This is a genomic window from Winogradskyella sp. ECml5-4 (assembly GCF_036903175.1).
Lineage (GTDB): Bacteria > Bacteroidota > Bacteroidia > Flavobacteriales > Flavobacteriaceae > Winogradskyella > Winogradskyella damuponensis.
In genome coordinates this window covers 183,273-204,713 of the sequence record NZ_JAYJLF010000008.1, presented here as the reverse complement: position 1 = coordinate 204,713, position 21,441 = coordinate 183,273, and the positions used below count along the sequence as shown (strand labels likewise).

Genomic DNA, 21,441 nt, shown 5'->3' with positions numbered 1-21,441 from the left:
GGTTAAAATTTGGGTCTTCATTATAATAGGTTATAAATCCGAAATGTAAAGATGTCACAAGTGTGTAAAAGTATCAAAATTATTCTTTGAATGGACATTATATACTACTATCTGCATGAATTAGTAAAAAGAAAGATGAATTATTCGTCTATTTCTTTAATTAATATAAATTCAAGTGTTTAAAAACGGTTAGAAATATTAATTAGAGATTAAATGTAAACTAGACAACAGTATAGAGTAAGTGTTTAATGGGTTGAAAATGAGTTGTGGAAATTAAATTCAGTGGTCTATGTGATTTTTTTATTTGTTGTACTTTTTAACTTGGTATGAGGAAATATAAAAGCTTAATGGTTAAGCTATTTTTATGTTTTTATTATCAACAAGATATCCCATGTACACAAATAAAGCCATGAAATATGGTTGATTTATTACACTTTGCAAACTTAACATAAATATGCATAGAACTAATAGCATTGGTAGTACAAAATATCTTATATCAGGAGGGCTTTTTATAGCTTCTAAGAAATATTTACCTAACATAAATAAGAAAAATAATAAAACAAAAATCCCGGCATCTGCCCAGACACCAATAATTGTATTATGTGCGCTTTGAGAATTAGCAAAATCTACACCATTACCTAATATAGGGTTTTCAAATACATAATTAGTTATGAGTTTCATTAAGAGTTCATTTCTTCCAGAAGTATCAACCTTGTCTGTATTAAAAGTGACAATGTTTACAATGTTATCAATTTTAGCTCGCTGTTGACCAATTAAATTTAAATCTGCTGTTAATGTGTTTAGATTAGCTAAAGCTAAATATACAAAAGGAAGCAATGAGAGTCCTAGAATTAATCTTAATCCACTGAAAAACTTGTGGTTAAGTATCGTTAAGCAAATAATAAACACCATAAAACCCGTGTTGGAGAATGTAAGAATCAAACCGTAAACCATAATTCCTATGGCTAATAATTTAAACAGTTTAAATATTTTCTTCTTAGGGTTGTACAGCTTAAATATTAAAACAACCGAAATTATTGCTGCTAATGCTGTATTGTTAGCATCTGCATAAACACCACCAGATCTGTCCTTATATGCATAAGTGCCTCCGCGATCTAAATCAAAATTTATACTATATAAATAGATACTTAGAATTCCAGATAAAACAAATGCTAAAACAGCTATATTACCAAAAACCTTACGGTTTTCCGGTATACTTAAATAAACATAGAAAGCTAAAACATATATAAATGGAATAATTGCAACTAAAATATTAGCTGGATTAAAATGAATAGCACTAGCTAAAATTGCAAAAATAAAATATAAGAGATAAAAAATAATCCATAAACGAGCAGTTTTTGATAATGGACCTTTATCTTTAATACATAAAGCTACGCCTAGTATTAATAATCCTAAATTTCCATAAGCTATAACTTGAGCTATCGCCATAGATACTAATCTTGTAATAAAAACTTGTAGGTTGAAAACCGTAAGTACAAAGGGTAATAAAAAGCAAATATGAATTACAAGACTCTTTTTCATAATTATAGAATATTTTTAAAAATATTTAAGTAATTATTATAAATAGTATCTATATTATATTTTTCTAAGGATTTAACACCTTCATTAGCTAATTTAATTCTTAAAAGAGGATTATTTATTAACTTATCTAACCCTTCGGACATTGCCTGAAAGTTTTGATCCTCTATAAGAATGCCATTTTTGTTAGAGTCTATAATATCTGAAGGACCAGTTACGCAATCAAAAGCAATACAAGCGGCTCCACGTGCAAAGGCTTCTAGTATTACCATAGGTAAGCCTTCAGTTCTTGATGAAAGTACATAGATCTCTGACTCTGTCATAATTTCAGAAACTTTTGTAGAATAACCTTCAAAAATAACTTGATCTTCAATTTCATGTTCTTTTGTTAGATTCTTTAGTAATTTTGTGCCTTCATCACCACCACCAACGAGCTTTAATTTCCAATCTTTATTTTTCTTTAATACAGGTGCAATCAACGGAATGAGGTTATCAAATCCTTTATGGTGATATCTATTTAAATCACCAACAGCTAATATTATTTTTTTTCTATTTCTTTCTGTCTCTTTATAAATGTCAAACGTACAGGGATTAGGCATTATATAGGCATTAACACCTTTACTTTTGTAATATTCTTCATCAAACTTGGTAAGTACTGTTAATGCGTCAGATTTACTATACATATACTTTCTAGCTAATTTTCCAATAAAATCGGTTTTCCTTAAATGGTTATTGTGCTCAGCAGAAACCACTTTAATACCTCTAAGCTTTCCTATTAGTGCACCTATAAAGTTGGTTTGTGTCATAAAAGGCATTAGAATATCTGGCCTGTTTTTTTTATCTGAATAGATCTGGTATAGGTTTATAATACTTCTTATCGTATGATTTTTTATTTTACCATCATGTAATTTAATACGTTTAACTGTTGGATTAGCTGAAAAGACTTCAGGTTCATTGAATGTAATAATGGTAACATCATGTCCTTTGTTATCAAAATGATTTGCAAGTAGAATTAGCACGCGTTCGGCACCACCAGCTACTAAGGAATTGACGACAAAATCTATTTTCATTACTTAATCAATTTATATTGTTTGTAAGTATAAGAGAAATAAAACACACTACCCAATATAAATACCAAAGTGGTACTTAATACAAGCCCATAAACATCGTAATATTTTATAAGAATAAAGTTTAGCGTAATATTAATAATTAAATTTGCTAAAGAAACCCATGCCATAAATCTATTTTTGTTAATACTGGTAAGAAACTTAACCATTATCAATGTACATAAATTAAAAGGTACACTAACTAATAGAATCTGCTGAATAGCAGAAACTTTCAAAGTGTCTTTATGTGTGAATTTATCTCTTTCTAACCATAGTTCAACAATCCAATCTGACATAAAAACACTAATTATAACAATTATTATGCCTATACCTAAGATTAATTTTAGAGCTCTAAAAAGTTGATGATATGCCGCTTTTAAATCTTCGTTAACTAATCGAGAAAAATGAGGTAATAAAACACTACCTAAAGCCATTATTACAATAGCTACACCAAAAGCAGGCAATCTATTTCCATAACTAATAGCAGCTAGTGAACCTACTGCAAGTTGACCTACAAAAAATTGATCAATATAATTATTCATTGCAGATAAAAAACTAGATGATATTTTAGGTGGTAACTGATTAATCATTAAACGAGAGTTATCATTTAGAACAGGTTTGCTAAGTGTTAAATCATTATATTTTATCGAAAAAAACAACAAATAAGCAAAACCTAATATACTTCCAGCTAAAGTACCATAGGCTAATACCATATATCCAAAATTATCTTTTAAAAATAGTAAAAAGAAAATCATGGTAAGTAATGGTATTATTTCAGAAAGTGTCGCTACTAAAAAGCGATTAGATACTTCTAAAAGTCCACGGAGTGCTATAGAGATTCCCCAAAAAAATAAACAGGGCATAACAAAATATAATTGTTCTTTTATGAGGGCATAGTAGTTATCTGGGAATTCAGAATAAACAATATTTAAAAACATATCTGTACCCAAATAAGCTAGTAAACAAGAGAATAATGAAATGCCAACTGTAATAGTTATAATTAAAGATTGAAAACCTCCTTTATTGCCGTTACTTTTTAATTCTGCTATGTAATTAGGTATAAAAAGATTGTTAAGAGAACTCACAAATACACTTTGTATAAATGTAGGTATTAAAATGGCGACAAGAAAGGTGTCAATTACCTCATCTAAACCAAAATTACCAGCAATGATCGTTTCTTTATAAAAAGCAATAATCTTAATAAGCATTGCTATGACAGCAACAATCATCATGTTTTTTACAAGAGGATTGCGTAAGGCATCATTAATTTTATTTCTTATGTATTGTAATTTAAAAATGGACATTATAGGTAGGGGAGTTGGCTTGTAAAAAAAGGTTTAAATATTAATGTTTGAAAGCCTAAAAATTAAATTTATAAATATTACTTCTTTAAAATAAAAATTATATCGTGACTCCATGATTTCTATGAATATAGAAAATGAAATAGCTGTTTTATTATAATGTAATATTTAAGACTTTAATCATTTAGATTTGGGTTAATCAATATGCTGAGCAAATATGTGAAAAATAAATTAAACTGTACCTTAATATCATATTAACGTCATTTTTTTTGGGATAAACTCCTTTCTTTACTAATAACTAGGTAATTGTAAATTGTTTAAGAATACAAATTAAAATCGTTTTCTCTTAATTTTAATATCACTTATATATAATTGTTCAGCAGAATTAAAAGAATGCGTACAGTTAATTGCTTTATCCCAATCGGGTTTAATTGCAAAAATTAAATCTTCTTCAAATTTATTAGTATTAAGTGCTGTTATTTCAGAAATATTAAGTCCATAACCATAATGATTAGAGCAGTTTTGAGAAGGTCTATATAGTTTGCCATTATAATTAAAAAGTTTGCCAGCTGGTCTAGCCGTTTTAATATCGGTGACTATTGGGTTCAAAGGATGCTCAATCCATTGATCTGTATATAGGCTTTTGGAAGAATAGAGGAAAAGTTCTACATGCTTAGATGCACCTTTGTGCTTTTTCATATTTGTAAACATCCAATAGGTATCATTTTCTTTATAAATAGTTGTGTCTACAGCAATTACATCTTTCATTAGTACTTGTTGAAATTCCCATTTTAATGGAAAGTCTGTAGCTTTGTATAGTTGAATGTCATTGTTTCCGCTAGTTTCAGGAATCATATAATAAGAGCCATTATCTTCAAAAACAAAAGGGTAGGAGAGGTGGTAGTCTTTAACTAAAATTGTTTCTGGTTTAGTGTAATTTCCTTGCTCGTCAATTTCCATTACAGCTAAATGTCCCAATTTATTTTTATAAATTAATTCTTCTATAAATAAATATGTTTTGTCGTTATGCTTTATTAAAAAAGGGTCGGCCCAAAAACGATCTTTAGGCGGTAATATTTTTGTGTAAGACTTTAGGTTAAATGGGTCATTAGCGTTTTTGTTGTTAAAAAAGATTAAAGCCCATTGATCAAAATAAAATTGACTTTTAATAAGTTGTAATATTTTGTTTTTATATAATTTGAGTACAAAACTTAAGATTTTTAAATTAGAAGGAGGTAATAAAGGAACATTAATCGCTTTGGATTCATAGATGTGAGATTTAGAATCTAGCTTTTTATTAAAAAGTTCTTCGTTTGTTGCTAATAATTCAACATTATTTTTAATTAAAAAATGGGTTTGCCATAAAATTTCATTGAGATTTCTTTTATAGCTTAATCCATCTTTACAAGAAAATGTGAGATCAATAGTTTTAGGTGATGACATTCCTGATTTTAGGTATCTAAGTACACCTGCGACTTCTGGTTTCTGATCTAGCATTTCCCAAATTCCATATGGCCTTTTATTAATGCCATCTAAATCACAATGATTTAAAAACCAGATACCATATTTAGCCGCATCTTGTATTTTTAAATTAAAATTTGTCTCAGTTAGGTTTAAAATAATATCTAAATTATATGTATCTAAATCACTAGCTATAAAGCTATCTGTAATTTGATATGAAGGTATATTGTTTAATGTTATATCGTTATCAAGTATTGCTGTAGCATTAGGATTAGGTTTAAAAATTTTTGAATCTATTTTTAAAAACAGTTTCCATAATAAAGGAAGTTTTTTTTTAGATTTTTTTGCCTTCTTTATGTCTTCGTCTAAATCTATTTTTAAAACTATTTCTACAGATTTAGAATCCTTTAAGTCTTTGACAATTGCATCCTGCCAAGCAAAATAGTTTATATGATCTACAATTAATGCAATTCTTAGTTTTTTCATATCAATACCTAAAAGAAAAAAATGTTACTGTTAATTTTTGTTTTAATAAAAGTCAAAAAAACAATTTTTAACCTAAACTAAATAATTTTAAAGGAATAATAATACTTTTTAAGTTAATACAGTTATTAAAATTACCGCTTCAATCTACATTATAGCTAAAGGTATGTCATTTTCATATTAATATTTGGACCACCTTATTTTACTAGTTTTATATGTTAATAACTCTGTATAACTATGGAAAAAGACTTTAAAAGTTACTGCATTTCATAGTTATTTTTGTAAAAAAATCCGATAAAGTGTTAAATGTCACATTTAGATACGTCTAAACTGTATTAAATGTCCGTATATAGATGAATTAAAATATTTACTCATATTCATCGTATGTTTTAACTTACATTTTTTTACATTTCATCGAAAAAAAATACATTCGACTGCATTTCGTCGAATAATAAAGCATTTGAACATAGTAAAACATTTTATTTTTATAGATTGCAATCCCTACTTAAAGTTATAATGACCCAAGAATTTATGAAGTTTCCTAAAATTACCCTAAAATCATTTTATTATTTACCTGTTTTATTCTTATCCTTTTTAGCATTTAATTTAAATGCTCAACAATTAGCATTTCCTACAGCTAAAGGTGCAGGAGCATACGCAACTGGAGGACGTGGAGGACAAGTTATTCATGTTACTACTTTAGATTGGGATGCGCCAGGCGGGTTAAAAGAAGCGATACAGACACCTGGTCCTCGTATCATTGTTTTTGACGTGAGTGGTGAAATTGACGCAACCAGCGAATGGAATTATACACCTATTATTAGTGGATCTGATTATGACAACATAACAATAGCAGGTCAATCTGCTCCTGCAGGTGGTATAAGTATTAAAACATCTGAATTTATGTTTAGAGAGGTTAGTAATGTAATTATAAGATATATTCGGTTTAGGAATGCCGAAAATAGTATACAAGATTCATTATGGTTTACGGGTGGAAACAACATAATTTTTGATCATTGTACATTTAGTCATGGTGGAGATGAATCAGGTAGTTTAGCATCTGGTTATGGTAGACCTCAAGATCCTACTGTTATAATGGGTAATATTACAGTGCAAAATTGTTTCTTTCAAGATAGCAAAACAGGTTCTATATTAGGTACAGAAACTCAAGATGGTGATTTTACATTTGTTAACAATGTTTTTAGCAATATTTCACATAGATTTCCAAATCCAAAAGGTAATGGTCATTACGATATCATAAATAATATAGTTTATAACTGGAAATATAGATTAATAAGAATTACTGGTAGCGGAACATATAACGTAGTAAATAATTACTACAAAGGTTCAGCTAATGGAATAAGACAACCAGGATGGTTTAATAATGTAGATATTACAGCAAGTTTTTTACAGAAATTGCAGACACAGCCAGACAATAACCCATTAATTTACGCAGCAGGAAGCCTGATAGAAGAACAGCGCGAAATACCATTAGGAGATGACTCAGATATGTGGTCAGTTTTTGCTGGTTCGCATTTACCAGAAAATTCTCAAGTGCCAGAACAATATTTTACGAGTTCTCAGTTTTCTCTTGCAGGTCATAATTTTACAATAAAACCAGCTAGTGAGGTTTACAATACTTTACTTGATGATGTTGGTGCCGATAAAACGTTAAATGCAAATGGTTCTATTTACCCTTATCGCGATGATAAAGATGCAAGTGATATTTTAATGATTCAGAATGATACGTATGAAGGTAGTTTTTATGATAGCAAGACTTCAATACCTTACCCAACTGTGCCTCAAAATACAAGACCATCAAGCTTTGATACTAATAACGATGGAATGCCAGACGTATGGAAAATAGCTAGAGGCTTTGCTGCAGATGAAGATTTATCTAATCATGTTTGGCCAAGCGGATATATTGGTGTAGAGGAATATTTAAATGAAATTGATCTTAATGGAATTGAGGTAATTGAAGCTACAGGAGTAGAAGTAACTCCAGAAATAGCTACAGTAAATATGCCAAATACAATTAATTTAACTGCAACAATATTTCCACAAGAAGCTACAAACCAAAATGGTACATGGAGTAGTAGTGATGAAACTATTGCAATAGTAAATTCAAATGGAGTAGTTACACCTGTTTCTGAAGGTGTAGTAACTATAACTTTTACATCTATGGATGGTGGATTTACAGATTCTACAGAATTAACAGTAACAAATATTGTAATATCATTAGAATCTTTATTGATTACACCCGAAAATTCGATTTTAGAACTCGGTGAAAGTGTTCAATTAATAACAGAGTTTTTTCCTTCTAATACTTCAGATGTAACAGGTACCTGGTCAAGTAGTGATGAATCAATTGCTATTGTAAACGACAACGGTTTAGTTTCAGCAGTTTCTGAAGGTGAAGTAGAAATACTATTTACTGCAAATGATGGTGGTATTACTAATGGTTCAGTCATTACCGTAGTAGATGAGTTTTATGGAACTTATGTTCTTTATAATGCAGAAACAGATTTGATTATTCAAAATATCGAATCCGATGTTGCAATTAATTTAGAAGATGAAGGGGATAGAATAAATTTTAGGTGTATTCCTCAAGGAGGAGACGATAGTACAGAAGTTGAAAGTGTAGGTATTACGTGGACTGGACCAACTAATGGAAGCTGGATAGAGAGTGATGCTATTTATGCAGGACTTCCAAATGGACACGTTGGTTTAAATTTCGAACCATACTTGGTTGAAGAAGGTACTTATAACTTTACAGTAACCTATTATAGTGGAAATGGAGGTTCTGGTAGTGTTGTAGCTATTGATGATTTTTCTATAAACTTTTTTTTTGATTTACTTCCAGTCGCAGATGCAGGTTTAGATCAAGTTATTTGTAGTGGGGAAACAGTCACGTTAACAGCGTCTGGCGGTCCAAATTTTTTATGGAGCACAGGTGAAACAACAGCTTCAATTGAAGTTAATCCAACTACAACAGAAATATATACGGTTACTGTTTCTGATGATGAAGGAAATACAGATGAAGATAGTGTTACGGTTACAGTAAATGACTTACCTGTTGCAAATGCAGGTGAAGATCAAATCATTTGTGAAGGTGAATCAACGATACTTACGGCATCAGGTGGAACTTCATACTTATGGAGTACTGGTGAAACAACAGCTTCAATTGAAGTAAATCCCGAATTAGAAACGACCTATAGTGTAGAAGTAATTTCTAATAATTGTTCTAGTACAGATGAAGTTACAGTTTTTGTTAATGAAGCACCAACTATTATAGTTACTGAAGATATTGTAATTGTTGAAGGTGAGTCAACTACACTTACAGCAAATGGAGGAGACAATTATGAATGGAATACTGGTGAAACAACAGAGTCTATTACAGTAACACCAGACGTTACAGCAACTTATTCTGTTAGTTCTCTTGGTGTTAATGGTTGTATAGCTACTGTAAATGTTACAGTTACTGTAGTGCCAGAAGTTATTGCCAATGCAGGAGATGATATGACTATTTGTAGTGGAGAAACTATTACACTGTCTGCTTCAGGTGGCTCAACGTATTTGTGGGATAATGGTGAAGAAGTTTCGGATCTTGTTGTTAGTCCAGAAACAACAACAACTTATACTGTTACAGTTGAAGATGATTTTGGTTTTACAGATACAGATACCGTTACGGTTTTTGTAAATGAAATTCCAAGTATTACAGCCAATGAAGATGTGTTTGTTATGTTCGGAAACACTGTAACGCTAACAGCTAGCGGTGGAGTTTCTTATTTATGGAGTACAGGTGAAACAACAGCAGAAATAACAGTAAGTCCAGAAGTAAATACAACATATTCAGTAACTGGATTTTCTGAAAATGGTTGTCAAAATACTATTGAGACACTAGTAACTGTAGTGGATGTTCTAAGTGCTAATGCAGGCGAAGATGTTTCAATATGCCTAGGAGAAAGTATTACTTTAAATGCATCAGGTGGTGTAACTTATACATGGAACACTGGAAATACAGGTTCATCTCCAACGTTTACACCTTTAGAAACAACAACATATACAGTTACAGTTGAAGATGGGTTTGGAAATTCTGATTCGGATGAAGTGACCGTAACCGTTAATCCTTTACCAATAGCTAATGCTGGTGATGATCAAGTAATTTGTAATGGAGAATCTGTTGTTTTAACAGCAGAAGGTGGTGATTCATATTTGTGGAGTACGGGAGATACTACTGCATCTATTACAGTAAACCCTAATGAAGACACAACTTATAGTGTTGAAGTAACTGCTAATAATTGTTCGTCTACTGATGATGTTATGGTTACTGTGTTACCAACACCTGAAATTATTATAAGTGAAGATACTGTTATCATTACAGGTAACTCTACAACACTTGAAGTTTCAGGCGGAGATTCGTATTTATGGAATACTGGTGAAACTACAGATACTTTAGTAGTAAGTCCAACAGAAACAACAACATATACCATTACTGCTTTTATGGAAAATGGTTGTGAAAGCACCTCAGAAGTTACTGTTACGGTAATTCCAGAAGTAGTTGCAGAAGCAGGTGACGATGTTGTTATTTGTAGTGGAGAAAGTATTGTTTTAAATGCTTCAGGAGGTGTAACATACCTTTGGGATACTGGAGATACAAGTAGTACTATAACTGTTAGTCCAACTGAAACAATAACATATACTGTTACTGTAACGGATGATTATGGTAATTCTGACTTCGATAGTGTTACAGTTACAGTAAATGAATTGCCAAATTTAACTGTTAGTGAAAACGTTATTATTAATGAAGGTGATAGTACAAATTTAATTGCTGATGGAGCGGATACATATCTATGGAGTACTGAAGAAAGTTCTAGCTCTATTAACGTTAGTCCTTTAGAGACAACGACCTATTCTGTTACAGGTTTTTCAAGTAATGGTTGTTCAACTACATTACAAGTGACAGTTACTGTAATACCAGAAGTTATAGCAAATGCCGGCAATGATATTGCAATCTGCCAAGGTGAATACGTAATTTTAAGCGCAACTGGGGGTTCTAATTTTTTATGGAGTACAGGACAAAATAGTGCTTCAATAACATTTAGCCCAACAGAAACTACAACACTTACGGTTACAGTTAGTGATGATTACGGAAATTCGGATACTGATAGCGTTACTGTTATAGTAAATGATTTACCTAGTTTAACCTTAATTGAAGATATTACCATATTGGAAGGACAAAGCGCAAATTTAGTTGTAAGTGGAGCTGAATCATACCTTTGGGAAACAGGCGAGACAACGGCATCAATAACAGTTAGTCCTACAGAGTCAACAACATATAGTGTTACTGGCTTTTCAGAAAATGGCTGTCAAGTTATTAAAGAGGTATTGGTTGTAGTATTATCAGTAGTAATTGCAGATGCAGGGCCTGACGTTGTAATTTGTAGTGGAGACAGTGTAACTTTAACTGCTTCAGGTAGTTCTTATTTTTCTTGGAATACAGGAGAAACTAGTGCTTCAATCATTGTTAGTCCAACAGAGACGACAACGTATACAGTTATTGTAAGTGATGATTACGGAAATATTGATTCTGATAGTGTTACAGTTGTTGTCCCTAATTTGTCGGATGTAACTATTGGTGAAAATATTACAATTATAGAAGGAGAGAGCACTACATTAACAGCGAGTGGAGCTCATGTATATCTATGGAGTACTGGTCAGAATTCTAATTCTATTTCAGTAAGTCCAAATGTAACCACAACGTATACAGCTGTTGGTTATTCTTCAAATGGTTGTGAAAGTGAAGAAGTACAGGTGATTGTTACGGTAATACCACAGGTTGTAGCTAATGCTGGTAACGATGTCTCTATTTGTATTGGGGAGAGTGTAACGCTAAACGCTACAGGTGGTGGTGGATCTAATTTTTCTTGGAATACCGGGCAAACAGGTGCATCAATAACATTTAGCCCAACACAAACAACAACTTATACTGTTACAGTATCTGATGATTTTGGTTACTCTGACACTGATAGTGTAACAGTTACTGTACATGAATTACCAAACCTTACCGTAAGTGAAAACATTACGATATTTGAAGGAGAAAGTACAAACTTAATTGCTGATGGCGCAGAAACTTATCTTTGGAGTACAGGTGATTCATCAAGTTCAATTTTAGTAAGCCCATTAGGAACTACAACTTACACGGTTAGCGGCTTTTCTATTAATGGGTGTGAAACTACAGCACAAGTTGCAGTGACAGTAATACCTGCAGAGGTTATAGCAAATGCAGGTAACGATGTTTCAATTTGTATAGGTGAGAGTGTAACATTAAATGCATCAGGAAGTTCTAACTATTCTTGGAATACAGGTGATACAGTTGCTAACCCAACATTCACTCCAACAGAAACAACAACTTATACAGTTACAGTTTCTGATGATTTAGGAAATTCAGATACAGACAGTGTAACGGTTACAGTAAATGAATTACCAAGTATTACAGTAAGTGAAAATATTACCATATTTGAAGGCGAAAGTGCAAACTTAATTGCTGATGGTGCAGAAACTTACCTTTGGAGTACAGGTGACTCTTCAAGCTCAATTGTTGTAAGTCCATTAGAAACTACCACTTACATGGTCACTGGTTTTTCAGCTAATGGTTGTGAAACTACGGCACAAGTTGAAGTGACCGTAATACCAGAGGTTATCGCAAATGCGGGGAACGATGTTTCTATTTGTATTGGCGAGAGTGTAACCTTGAATGCTTCAGGTGGTACAAGTTATATTTGGAATACTGGTGGTTCAGGTGCCAATCCAACATTTACACCAACAGAAACAACCACTTATACAGTTACGGTTTCTGATGATTTAGGGAATTCAGATACAGACAGTGTAACGGTTACAGTAAATGAAATACCAGTTATAACAGCAAGTGAAAATATTACAATAGTTGAAGGAGAAAGCACAACTTTATCTGTTAATGGTGCTGAAACTTATTTATGGAGCACAGGGGACACTTCTAATTCTATAGTAGTTAGCCCAACTCAAACAACAACATATACAGTGATAGGTGCAACAAATACTTGTAGTAGTGATGTCGTAGAGGTAGTTGTTACTGTTATACCTGTATTTTTAGCTTCAGCAGGTGAAGATGCTTATGTTTGTGACAATCAAACTTATGAAGTTACATTAACAGCAAATGAAGGTGATAGTTATTTATGGAGTACAGGAGAAACGACACAAAGTATTGTTGTAAGTCCATTATCTACAACATCTTACACTGTTACAGTTTTTAATAATGGACAAGAAGATACTGACGATGTTATGGTTCATGTAGATCCAAGTCCAGAAGTGGTAATTGCAAATGGTGATAGTGTTGAGATTTTAAATGGTGACTTTGTAACGTTATCAGCTTCGGGAGCAAATACTTATGAATGGAGTAATGGTGCTACACAACCTAATATTGCTGTGAGTCCTTCTACAACTACAACTTATGAAGTTAAGGGTTATATAGGCGACTGTTATGACGAAAAACTAGTCACTGTTAATGTATTTGATTATGTTAATGCTGACGCAGGTGAAGACGTTGTAATTTGTTTAAACGAAATGACAACATTGACGGCTACAGGTGGAGATGAATATGTGTGGAGTACAGGAGAAACAACTCCAACTATTCAGGTGTCTCCAGATGTAACAACAGATTATACGGTTACTGTATTCAATCCTTTAGATTTTGATGAAGCTACAGTAAGAGTAGAAATAGATACGGATTGTATAGCTCAAACAACGGATCCAACAGATATCCCAAAAGACTTTAAATTTAATTTATACCCAAATCCAGCAGATGATCAAGTTAACATAAAATTTTCTGGAGTGTTGGTTGTTTCAGATTTGCATATTTATGATGTCACAGGGAAATTAATCCAACGTACTCAAATATCTAACGAAAATATAAGTACGAGCTCAACGATTCAAGTTGATATAAGTTCACTTCAATCTGGTGTTTACTTTGTAAAATTTATTGGTGAAGAAACAGATGTAACTAAAAAACTAATCGTAGAATAATAAAACGACCTCATGAAAAAAGCACCAAAAATTAATTTTTTTTGGTGCTTTTTTTATATAATAATTAAATAAATTATTGGCCAATTGAGGAATATTCAAAACCTATTTTAGTCATTTCTTTTTTGTTAAGAATATTTCTTCCATCAAAAATAAAAGCAGGTTTTTTCATTTGCTCATATATTCTTTGCCAATCGTATGTCTTAAACTCATCCCATTCTGTCATAATTGCAATTGCATGGGCGTCTTTAGATACTTCATAAGGATCGTCATAATATTTGACTAAATCTTTGTTTTCCTCATTAGATCTTGTATTAAGATAATTTAAATCTGCTTGCACTTTTTCACTATTTACTTTAGGATCGTAAACGGCAATATTAGCTTGTTCATTTAATAAGTGGTCTGCAACATAAATAGCAGCAGATTCTCTTGTATCGTTGGTATCTTTTTTAAAGGCCCAACCTAACATTGCGATTTTTTTACCAGAAACCGTATTGTAGAGTGTACTGATTAGGTTATCAGAAAAACGACGTTTTTGATGGTCGTTTAGAATGATCACTTGTTCCCAATAGTCTGCTACAGCATTAAGGTTGTAACTTCGAGCAATGTAAACAAGGTTTAATATGTCTTTTTGAAAACAAGAACCTCCAAAACCAATAGATGCATTTAAGAATTTTGGTCCAATTCTAGAGTCCATTCCAATTGCTTTTGCGACTTCGTTTACATTAGCTTCTGTATGTTCACATAATTCTGATATAGCGTTAATAGAAGATATACGTTGTGCTAAAAATGCGTTAGCGGTTAGTTTTGACAATTCTGACGACCAGACATTAGTTCTTAAAATTCTTTCTTGTGGTACCCAGCTTCCATAAATAGCGGCTAAACTTTCAATAGCATCTTCAGATTCACCTCCAATAAGTACACGATCTGGACTTAATAAATCTTGAACTGCTGTGCCTTCTGCTAAAAATTCAGGATTAGATAAAATATCAAATTTTACATTACTTCCTGTATTGTGTAAAATACTTTTTATAGCTTGGGCTGTTCTTACTGGTAAGGTTGATTTTTCTACAACAATTTTATCTGTTGTCGCTACTTCAGCAATGTTTCTTGCACATAGTTCTACGTATTTTAAATCAGCAGCCATACCTTTTCCTTTACCATAAGTTTTGGTTGGTGTATTTACTGATATAAAAATCATTTCAGATGCTGCGATCGTTTTATCTATTTCAGTAGAGAAGAATAAATTTTTTCCTCTAGTTTCTTCTACGATTTCTGCTAATCCAGGTTCGTAAATTGGTAGTTTTGATACGTCTTTGTTATTCCATGCTGCAATACGTTCTGCATTTATATCTACAATAGTAACTTTTATGTGTGGATTTTTTTTTGCTATTACCGCCATTGTTGGTCCTCCTACATAGCCAGCCCCAATGCAACAGATATTTGTGATTTTCATGTGTTTATTTTTATTTTTTTAACTAACAAGATGCTAGATTCTTAACATACTCGCTTCGTTTTTTAAGTTTATTTAGATTTGAGTTAAATATTGTAAATGACAGCAAATTTGATAGAAATAATTGAATTGAAGTAATTATTACATATCAATGGCATATTTTTACGATAAGTATCATTTAGGCTTCGAAAATAAGAACTTTTGTTCAAAATTTAGTCTTAATTGTAATAGTTTTTAAACCAATCTATAAAAGATTTAACCCCATGTTTTATAGATGTGTTAGGTCTGTAGTCATAATCTTTAATAAGCTCATCAACATCTGCCCAAGTGCGTTCTACATCTCCAGGTTGCATTTCCATCATATTTTTAGTTGCAGATTTGCCTAGGTTGACTTCTATTTCCTTGATAAAGTCTAATAGTTTTACTGAGTTATTGTTTCCAATATTATATACTTTGTATAATTCATTAGTTTCTATACGTTGTGTAGGTGTTTTTTCAATTATTCTAACCACGCCTTCTACGATATCATCTATATAAGTGAAATCCCGTTCCATGTTACCATGATTAAAGACATTAATAGGTCTATTATTAACAATGGCGTCTGTAAATAAAAACATAGCCATATCTGGTCTTCCCCAAGGGCCGTATACTGTAAAGAATCTTAAACCTGTAGTAGGTATTTTAAACAAATGACTGTAGGTGTGTGCCATAAGTTCGTTACTTTTTTTTGTGGCAGCATATAAACTTATAGGGTGATCTACATTGTCATCAGTTGAAAACGGTATTTTCTTATTCATACCATATACACTAGAACTACTAGCATAAACTAAGTGTTTAATATTGTTGTTTCTACAACATTCTAATATGTTTAAAAAACCAACTAAATTAGAATCGACATAAGTTTCAGGGTTTTCTAAACTATATCTTACTCCTGCTTGTGCAGCAAGGTTGCATACAATATCAAAATTTTCGTTTTTGAATAATTTAGGAAGCTCATCTCTGTTTTCAAGATTCATTCTTACAAAAGAAAAATCTTCAGATTTACTATTACAAAGTGTGTTAAATTCTGAAGCTTCATCTTTAGAAATACCTAATTCAGTTAATCTGTCATATTTTAAATTAACATCATAATAATCATTAATATTATCCAAACCAACGACTTGATGACCTTTAGAAAGTAAAACTTTAGAGGTGTAAAACCCTATAAATCCTGCGGCACCTGTTACTAATATTTTCATGCTATATGTTTTTAAGTGTTGGAAATAGCTTCAAATATGTGAATTTAGAATGAAACGTCTAAATTCTACACCAAACAATTTCAACAAATTAGTTGTTTGTATAATTAATATCGAGGAGTGTCGCTATGGAGTCACAATTTTTAATCTTTAAAGCCAATTCTTGCTCTTTATAACTGTTTTCGATATAATAGATTTTACACGAATCTATTTTTGTTTTGCTCTTAGAAAAATCAACACTTCCAAATTTTACTAAATTGATTATTGTTGTAGAATCTAAAGCTTGGTTTGCTATAAATACAGAGGCTTTATTAGAATATTGTATGGGTTTAGAACTGATATTTTTTGTTGTTCTGGCATTAGGTCCATAATCACAAGAAGCATCTTTTCCGTTTAAAAAAAACATTAGAAGAATTAAACCAATAGCAAAACCACCAAGATAGTAGCCTAAACGATGTATAAATTTCATAGTAGCGCAAATAATTCTATTCGGTTGTTAATCGTTGAGAATAGATTAAAAAATTAATAAATTGGCATCGTTGTAATCTAAGCCAAACCATTCTGCAACAGATTTGTTAGTTAAAATGCCGTGGTAAAAATACAACCCATTTTTTAAACCGCGATCAAATCGAAGCGCATTTTCAATACCTCCATATTCTCCAATTTCTAATAGGTACGGAGTGAAAATATTACTAATTGAAACTGAGGCTGTTCTAGAATATCGCGCTGGAATATTAGGTACGCAATAATGAACTACACCATTGTACTCAAAAGTAGGTTTGTCGTGTGTAGTAACTTCGCTAGTTTCAAAACAACCTCCCATATCTATGCTAACATCTATAACAACAGACCCTGCTTTCATATGGCTTAACATACTCTCTGTAACTACAATTGGTGCACGATTAAGTCCTCTTACAGCTCCAATGGCAACATCACAACGTTTTAAGGCTTTTAAAAGATTTTTAGGCTGCATAGTCGAGGTGTAAACAGTACGACCCAAATTATTTTGAAGTCGACGGAGTTTAGTGATAGAACTGTCAAATACTTTAATATTAGCACCTAAGCCAATAGCAGAACGTGCTGCAAATTCTCCAACAGTACCAGCTCCTAAAATAACTATTTCTGTAGGTGGTACTCCATTAATATTACCTAGCATTAAACCATTGCCACCATTTACATTAGATAATAACTCTGATGCGATTAATATGGAAGCCGTACCTGCAATTTCGCTAAGAGAGCTTACGGCAGGATATGCACCGTCATCATCTTTAATATATTCAAATGCTAATGCTGTAATTCGTTTTTTTGCTAAAGCTTCAAAATAAGATTTGTTTTGTGTTTTTATTTGAAGCGCAGAAATTAAAAGTGTTTGCGGATTAATGAGTTTTATTTCATCTATAGAAGGAGGTTCTACTTTAAGAATAATAGGGCAGGAGTATACCTTTGCTGTATCTTTTGTAACTTCTGCACCTGCTTCGCTATAATCTTTATCTTTGAAATTTGCGCCTTCACCTGCGCCAGATTCGAATAGTACACGATGGCCATTGGCTGTTAATGCAGATACTGCATCTGGTGTTAAACATACACGCCGTTCTTGAAAATGAGCTTCTTTAGGAATTCCAATAAATAGTTCTCCTTTTTGTTTAAGAATTTCTAAAGTCTCTTCTTGAGGTAATAATTGGGCTCTTGTAAATGGTGACAAAGATTTACTCATTTAATTGGTCAATTTTAATAGTAATTGCAATATAACGAAACGCTATAAATATTACGATACGTAAATTAACTTCAAATTACGAATAATATCTCAATCAATGTCAAATAGAAGATTAAAAATATTGTTTAACCTTACTCCAAACACCTTTAGGCTTAATCATGAATTCTTCTTCAAGTTCTTCAAGTGTTTTATCTGCATTATTTATTTTGTTGAATGCCTTAGCTCTAATTAAGTAAATAGAAGGCACAACAAATGCCATAATTGGTAGTAATACGACTATTTGATATTCGTCAAAATACCCTTGGTCTTCATTGAATAAATCAAAAATTTGGTAAGTATACATTACAATAGGAACAATTAATGCATGGTGCCACCAGTGACGGCATGTAAAAAACCAAATTAGTAAAAGTAATAAAGGTATGGCTTTGCCTGTAAAGATCCACATTACCAAGTTGGCATCTTCCCATACTTTACTGTCATATGTAAACAAAAAAGTACTCCAAATTTTTTTACTTGGAATACTTTCATGTAAAGAAAATAAGAATGGTACACTAGCTATAATAATCGCAAGCAGAGCACCTTTCTTGAAACTAGCTTTATAAGCTTCTTGGCTTCTTGAATTTTTTCTTTTCAATTTGTGTTGTTGTTTGTCCATCTAAGTCAATAATGTTAGTAGCTTGTACAGTAAATAACATTCCTCCAAAGATTGCAATCGCTAATACTAAGTTTTTTTTAGTCTTCATAATTTAAGGGATTTAATTAATTAATTACAACAAATGTAAGAGCATTGTATAGTGCTTACAAATGAGAAATTGTTAAAGTCCAATAAATTATGAGGCTTCAATTACGGTTTTTCCGTAATACTAGTGTCTTCTTGTAGGAATAGTATTAATCTTTTTTTAAAATTTTGATACTGTCATGGCTTCGTTCTCGGTTAAATGTTTAGTGTTTACAGTTAATTTGAGGGATCTAATATTATCGTTTAAATGAGTAATGGTAATGGTTTGTGAATCTTCTGGTATGAGTTCTTCAATACGTTCTGACCACTCCATAAATAACCAATGATTACTATTTAAATAGTCTTCTATACCAAAACTATAGGCTTCATCTATAGATTCTATCCTATAGAAGTCAAAATGATATACTTTATCATTTGGTAAAGTATATTCGTTTACAATAGAAAAGGTTGGACTCGTTGCTATATCTTCACTTTGCATTGCTTTAATAAGTGCATTAATAAATGTAGTCTTGCCAGCTCCCATGTTGCCATTAAATAACACTGTCTTAGCATCCAAATATCCTAAAACACGGCTTGCGGTAGCATCAATATCTTTAATATGGTATGTAAACTCTATAGTTTTCAATGTTTTTTAAAAATTTAATGCTACAATATTAGGTATAAATTTTTGAAAAACCTAAAGAAAAGTGCATTTCGTCGATTATTTTTGCATTTTAAAGGATTTTTATTATCGTCTAATATGAGTATCTCGTTAAAATACAGGTTTTAGTTGGACAACTTAATCTTGTATATTATAGTAGTTATTTAGGATCCATTACTACGAACGGAATAACCATTTCCTCTAAAGACACACCGCCATGTTGATATGTGTTTCTGTAATAGCTTACATAATGATTAAAGTTATTAGGATATGCTAAAAATAGATCTCCTTTTGCAAATATAAAAGAGCTACTCATTGTTAACGAAGGTAAATGTATAGATTTAGGATTCTTAACGGCTAAAACATCTTTGTCTTGGTAAGTTAGACTACGGCCTGTTTTATATCGCAGATTTAGACTAGTGTCTCTATCTCCAATAACTTTAGTAGGAGCTTTTACATTTATAGTGCCATGATCTGTAGTTAATATTAGTTTAAAACCGAGCTGTTGTGATAATTGAATCATTTCTAATAATGGTGAGTTTTTAAACCAACTTACCGTTAGCGAACGATATGCTTTGTCGTTAGATGCTAGTTCTTTAACGACTTCCATTTCGGTTTTAGAATGCGAAAGCATATCCACAAAATTATAGACAATCACATTAAGGTCATTATCTTTTAAAGACCTAAAATTTTCAACTAATTTTTTTCCAGCTTTAAGATTTGTGATTTTATGGTATTCATGTTTTAGGTGACCTAATCCTAAGCGTTTTAACTGTTCTCTTAGAAAATCGGCTTCATGTAAATTTTTTCCGCCTTCATCAGTATCATTTTTCCAATATTGTGGAAATAAACTTTCCATATCAGCAGGCATTAATCCCGAAAATATAGCATTACGTGCGTATTGTGTTGCTGTAGGTAAGATGCTATAAAATGCCAGTTCAGAAGTTTTTTTGTAATAATTGTTTACTATAGGTTCAAACGCTTTCCATTGATCATAACGTAAATTATCTATCACCACTAAAACTGTTGGTTGTTTATCACTTAATTCAGGAACAATTTTATCTTTAAATAAGGTATGCGACATTACAGGAGCATCTGTGTTGGGTTGAAACCAGTCTTCATAGTTTTTTTCAATAAACTTACCAAATTGCATATTGGCTTCGTTTTTTTGAGACTCTAAAATGTCAGTCATCCCAGCATCTTCAATACTTTCTAATTGTAGTTCCCAGTAAATTAATTTCTGATATAAATCTACCCATTCCTCATACGAATTAACCATAGATAAATCCATAGCAATCTTTCGGAATTCTTGTTGGTAATTAGAGGTTGTTTTTTCAGATATTAAACGGGAGTGGTCTAAATTTTTCTTTAAGCTCAATAATATCTGATTCGGATTTACGGGTTTTATTAAATAATCTGCAATTTTATTACCAATTGCTTCTTCCATAATATATTCCTCTTCACTTTTAGTAATCATTACTATAGGTAAATTGGCACGTCGTTCTTTTATTTCGTTTAAAGTTTCTAACCCTGTCAATCCAGGCATATTCTCATCTAAAAAGACGATATCAAAGTTTGTATCAGTTATAATTTCTAAAGCTTCAGTTCCACTTTGGCATTTGGTAACAGTGTAACCTTTTTGCTCTAAAAAGATAATATGAGGCTTTAATAAATCTATTTCATCGTCAACCCAGAGAATATTTATCATGTTA

13 protein-coding genes are annotated in these 21,441 nt (G+C 31.7%); 1 reads left to right on the top strand and 12 read right to left on the bottom strand.

Annotation, left to right across the window (positions count from 1 at the left end):
- Positions 1 to 351: 351 nt before the first annotated feature.
- From VDP25_RS09765 to VDP25_RS09750, 4 genes are all read right to left on the bottom strand, one after another.
- Positions 352 to 1,542: a hypothetical protein gene (locus VDP25_RS09765; RefSeq protein ID WP_334469259.1), complete on the bottom strand. Its 1,191-nt coding sequence runs from the start codon at positions 1,540 to 1,542 to the stop codon at positions 352 to 354.
- Between the two features lie 2 nt (positions 1,543 to 1,544).
- A complete protein-coding gene (locus VDP25_RS09760; protein ID WP_334469257.1) occupies positions 1,545 to 2,609 on the bottom strand; it encodes a glycosyltransferase family 4 protein in 1,065 nt (354 codons plus the stop codon).
- Complete coding sequence (gene murJ, locus VDP25_RS09755; protein ID WP_334469255.1) at positions 2,609 to 3,949, bottom strand: murein biosynthesis integral membrane protein MurJ; 1,341 nt, start codon at positions 3,947 to 3,949, stop codon at positions 2,609 to 2,611. The genes VDP25_RS09760 and murJ overlap by 1 nt, the downstream gene beginning before the upstream one ends.
- Positions 3,950 to 4,276: 327 nt before the next feature.
- A complete protein-coding gene (locus VDP25_RS09750; RefSeq protein WP_334469253.1) occupies positions 4,277 to 5,893 on the bottom strand; it encodes a glucosamine inositolphosphorylceramide transferase family protein in 1,617 nt (538 codons plus the stop codon).
- Positions 5,894 to 6,421: 528 nt separating this feature from the next.
- On the opposite strand from VDP25_RS09750, the gene VDP25_RS09745 reads away from it, so the two are divergent.
- Positions 6,422 to 13,951, top strand: a complete 7,530-nt coding sequence (locus VDP25_RS09745) for an Ig-like domain-containing protein (protein ID WP_334469251.1) — start codon at positions 6,422 to 6,424, stop codon at positions 13,949 to 13,951.
- A gap of 73 nt (positions 13,952 to 14,024) precedes the next feature.
- Here VDP25_RS09745 and VDP25_RS09740 read toward each other — a convergent pair whose 3' ends face one another.
- From VDP25_RS09740 to porX, 8 genes are all read right to left on the bottom strand, one after another.
- The gene (locus tag VDP25_RS09740; protein WP_334469249.1) at positions 14,025 to 15,404 is read right to left on the bottom strand and encodes a nucleotide sugar dehydrogenase; all 1,380 of its coding nucleotides are present in this window, start codon (positions 15,402 to 15,404) and stop codon (positions 14,025 to 14,027) included.
- Between the two features lie 215 nt (positions 15,405 to 15,619).
- Positions 15,620 to 16,639, bottom strand: a complete 1,020-nt coding sequence (locus VDP25_RS09735) for an NAD-dependent epimerase (protein ID WP_334469248.1) — start codon at positions 16,637 to 16,639, stop codon at positions 15,620 to 15,622.
- 88 nt (positions 16,640 to 16,727) lie between these two features.
- Positions 16,728 to 17,105: a hypothetical protein gene (locus VDP25_RS09730; protein ID WP_334469247.1), complete on the bottom strand. Its 378-nt coding sequence runs from the start codon at positions 17,103 to 17,105 to the stop codon at positions 16,728 to 16,730.
- Between the two features lie 45 nt (positions 17,106 to 17,150).
- The gene (locus VDP25_RS09725; protein ID WP_215925716.1) at positions 17,151 to 18,350 is read right to left on the bottom strand and encodes an alanine dehydrogenase; all 1,200 of its coding nucleotides are present in this window, start codon (positions 18,348 to 18,350) and stop codon (positions 17,151 to 17,153) included.
- A gap of 112 nt (positions 18,351 to 18,462) precedes the next feature.
- Positions 18,463 to 18,984, bottom strand: coding sequence for a hypothetical protein (locus tag VDP25_RS09720; protein WP_334469245.1), 522 nt, complete (start codon positions 18,982 to 18,984; stop codon positions 18,463 to 18,465).
- Positions 18,947 to 19,093 carry a hypothetical protein gene (locus tag VDP25_RS09715; protein WP_215925714.1) on the bottom strand — a complete coding sequence of 49 codons (147 nt, stop codon included), beginning with the start codon at positions 19,091 to 19,093 and terminating at the stop codon, positions 18,947 to 18,949. Before VDP25_RS09715 ends, VDP25_RS09720 begins: the two co-directional genes overlap by 38 nt.
- A gap of 156 nt (positions 19,094 to 19,249) precedes the next feature.
- The gene (tsaE, locus tag VDP25_RS09710) at positions 19,250 to 19,714 is read right to left on the bottom strand and encodes a tRNA (adenosine(37)-N6)-threonylcarbamoyltransferase complex ATPase subunit type 1 TsaE (protein ID WP_334469243.1); all 465 of its coding nucleotides are present in this window, start codon (positions 19,712 to 19,714) and stop codon (positions 19,250 to 19,252) included.
- Positions 19,715 to 19,889: 175 nt separating this feature from the next.
- A complete protein-coding gene (gene porX, locus VDP25_RS09705) occupies positions 19,890 to 21,437 on the bottom strand; it encodes a T9SS response regulator signal transducer PorX (RefSeq protein WP_215925712.1) in 1,548 nt (515 codons plus the stop codon).
- Between the last annotated feature and the right edge of the window lie 4 nt (positions 21,438 to 21,441).

What these genes read in the sequence shown, in the direction of transcription:
- VDP25_RS09765 (WP_334469259.1), bottom strand. Translation starts at nt 1,542, where the DNA reads ATGAAAAAGAGTCTTGTAATTCATATTTGCTTTTTATTACCCTTTGTA.
- porX (WP_215925712.1), bottom strand. Translation starts at nt 21,437, where the DNA reads ATGATAAATATTCTCTGGGTTGACGATGAAATAGATTTATTAAAGCCT.
- VDP25_RS09750 (WP_334469253.1), bottom strand. Translation starts at nt 5,893, where the DNA reads ATGAAAAAACTAAGAATTGCATTAATTGTAGATCATATAAACTATTTT.
- VDP25_RS09740 (WP_334469249.1), bottom strand. Translation starts at nt 15,404, where the DNA reads ATGAAAATCACAAATATCTGTTGCATTGGGGCTGGCTATGTAGGAGGA.
- VDP25_RS09730 (WP_334469247.1), bottom strand. Translation starts at nt 17,105, where the DNA reads ATGAAATTTATACATCGTTTAGGCTACTATCTTGGTGGTTTTGCTATT.
- VDP25_RS09725 (WP_215925716.1), bottom strand. Translation starts at nt 18,350, where the DNA reads ATGAGTAAATCTTTGTCACCATTTACAAGAGCCCAATTATTACCTCAA.
- VDP25_RS09760 (WP_334469257.1), bottom strand. Translation starts at nt 2,609, where the DNA reads ATGAAAATAGATTTTGTCGTCAATTCCTTAGTAGCTGGTGGTGCCGAA.
- murJ (WP_334469255.1), bottom strand. Translation starts at nt 3,949, where the DNA reads ATGTCCATTTTTAAATTACAATACATAAGAAATAAAATTAATGATGCC.
- VDP25_RS09745 (WP_334469251.1), top strand. Translation starts at nt 6,422, where the DNA reads ATGAAGTTTCCTAAAATTACCCTAAAATCATTTTATTATTTACCTGTT.
- VDP25_RS09735 (WP_334469248.1), bottom strand. Translation starts at nt 16,639, where the DNA reads ATGAAAATATTAGTAACAGGTGCCGCAGGATTTATAGGGTTTTACACC.
- VDP25_RS09715 (WP_215925714.1), bottom strand. Translation starts at nt 19,093, where the DNA reads ATGAAGACTAAAAAAAACTTAGTATTAGCGATTGCAATCTTTGGAGGA.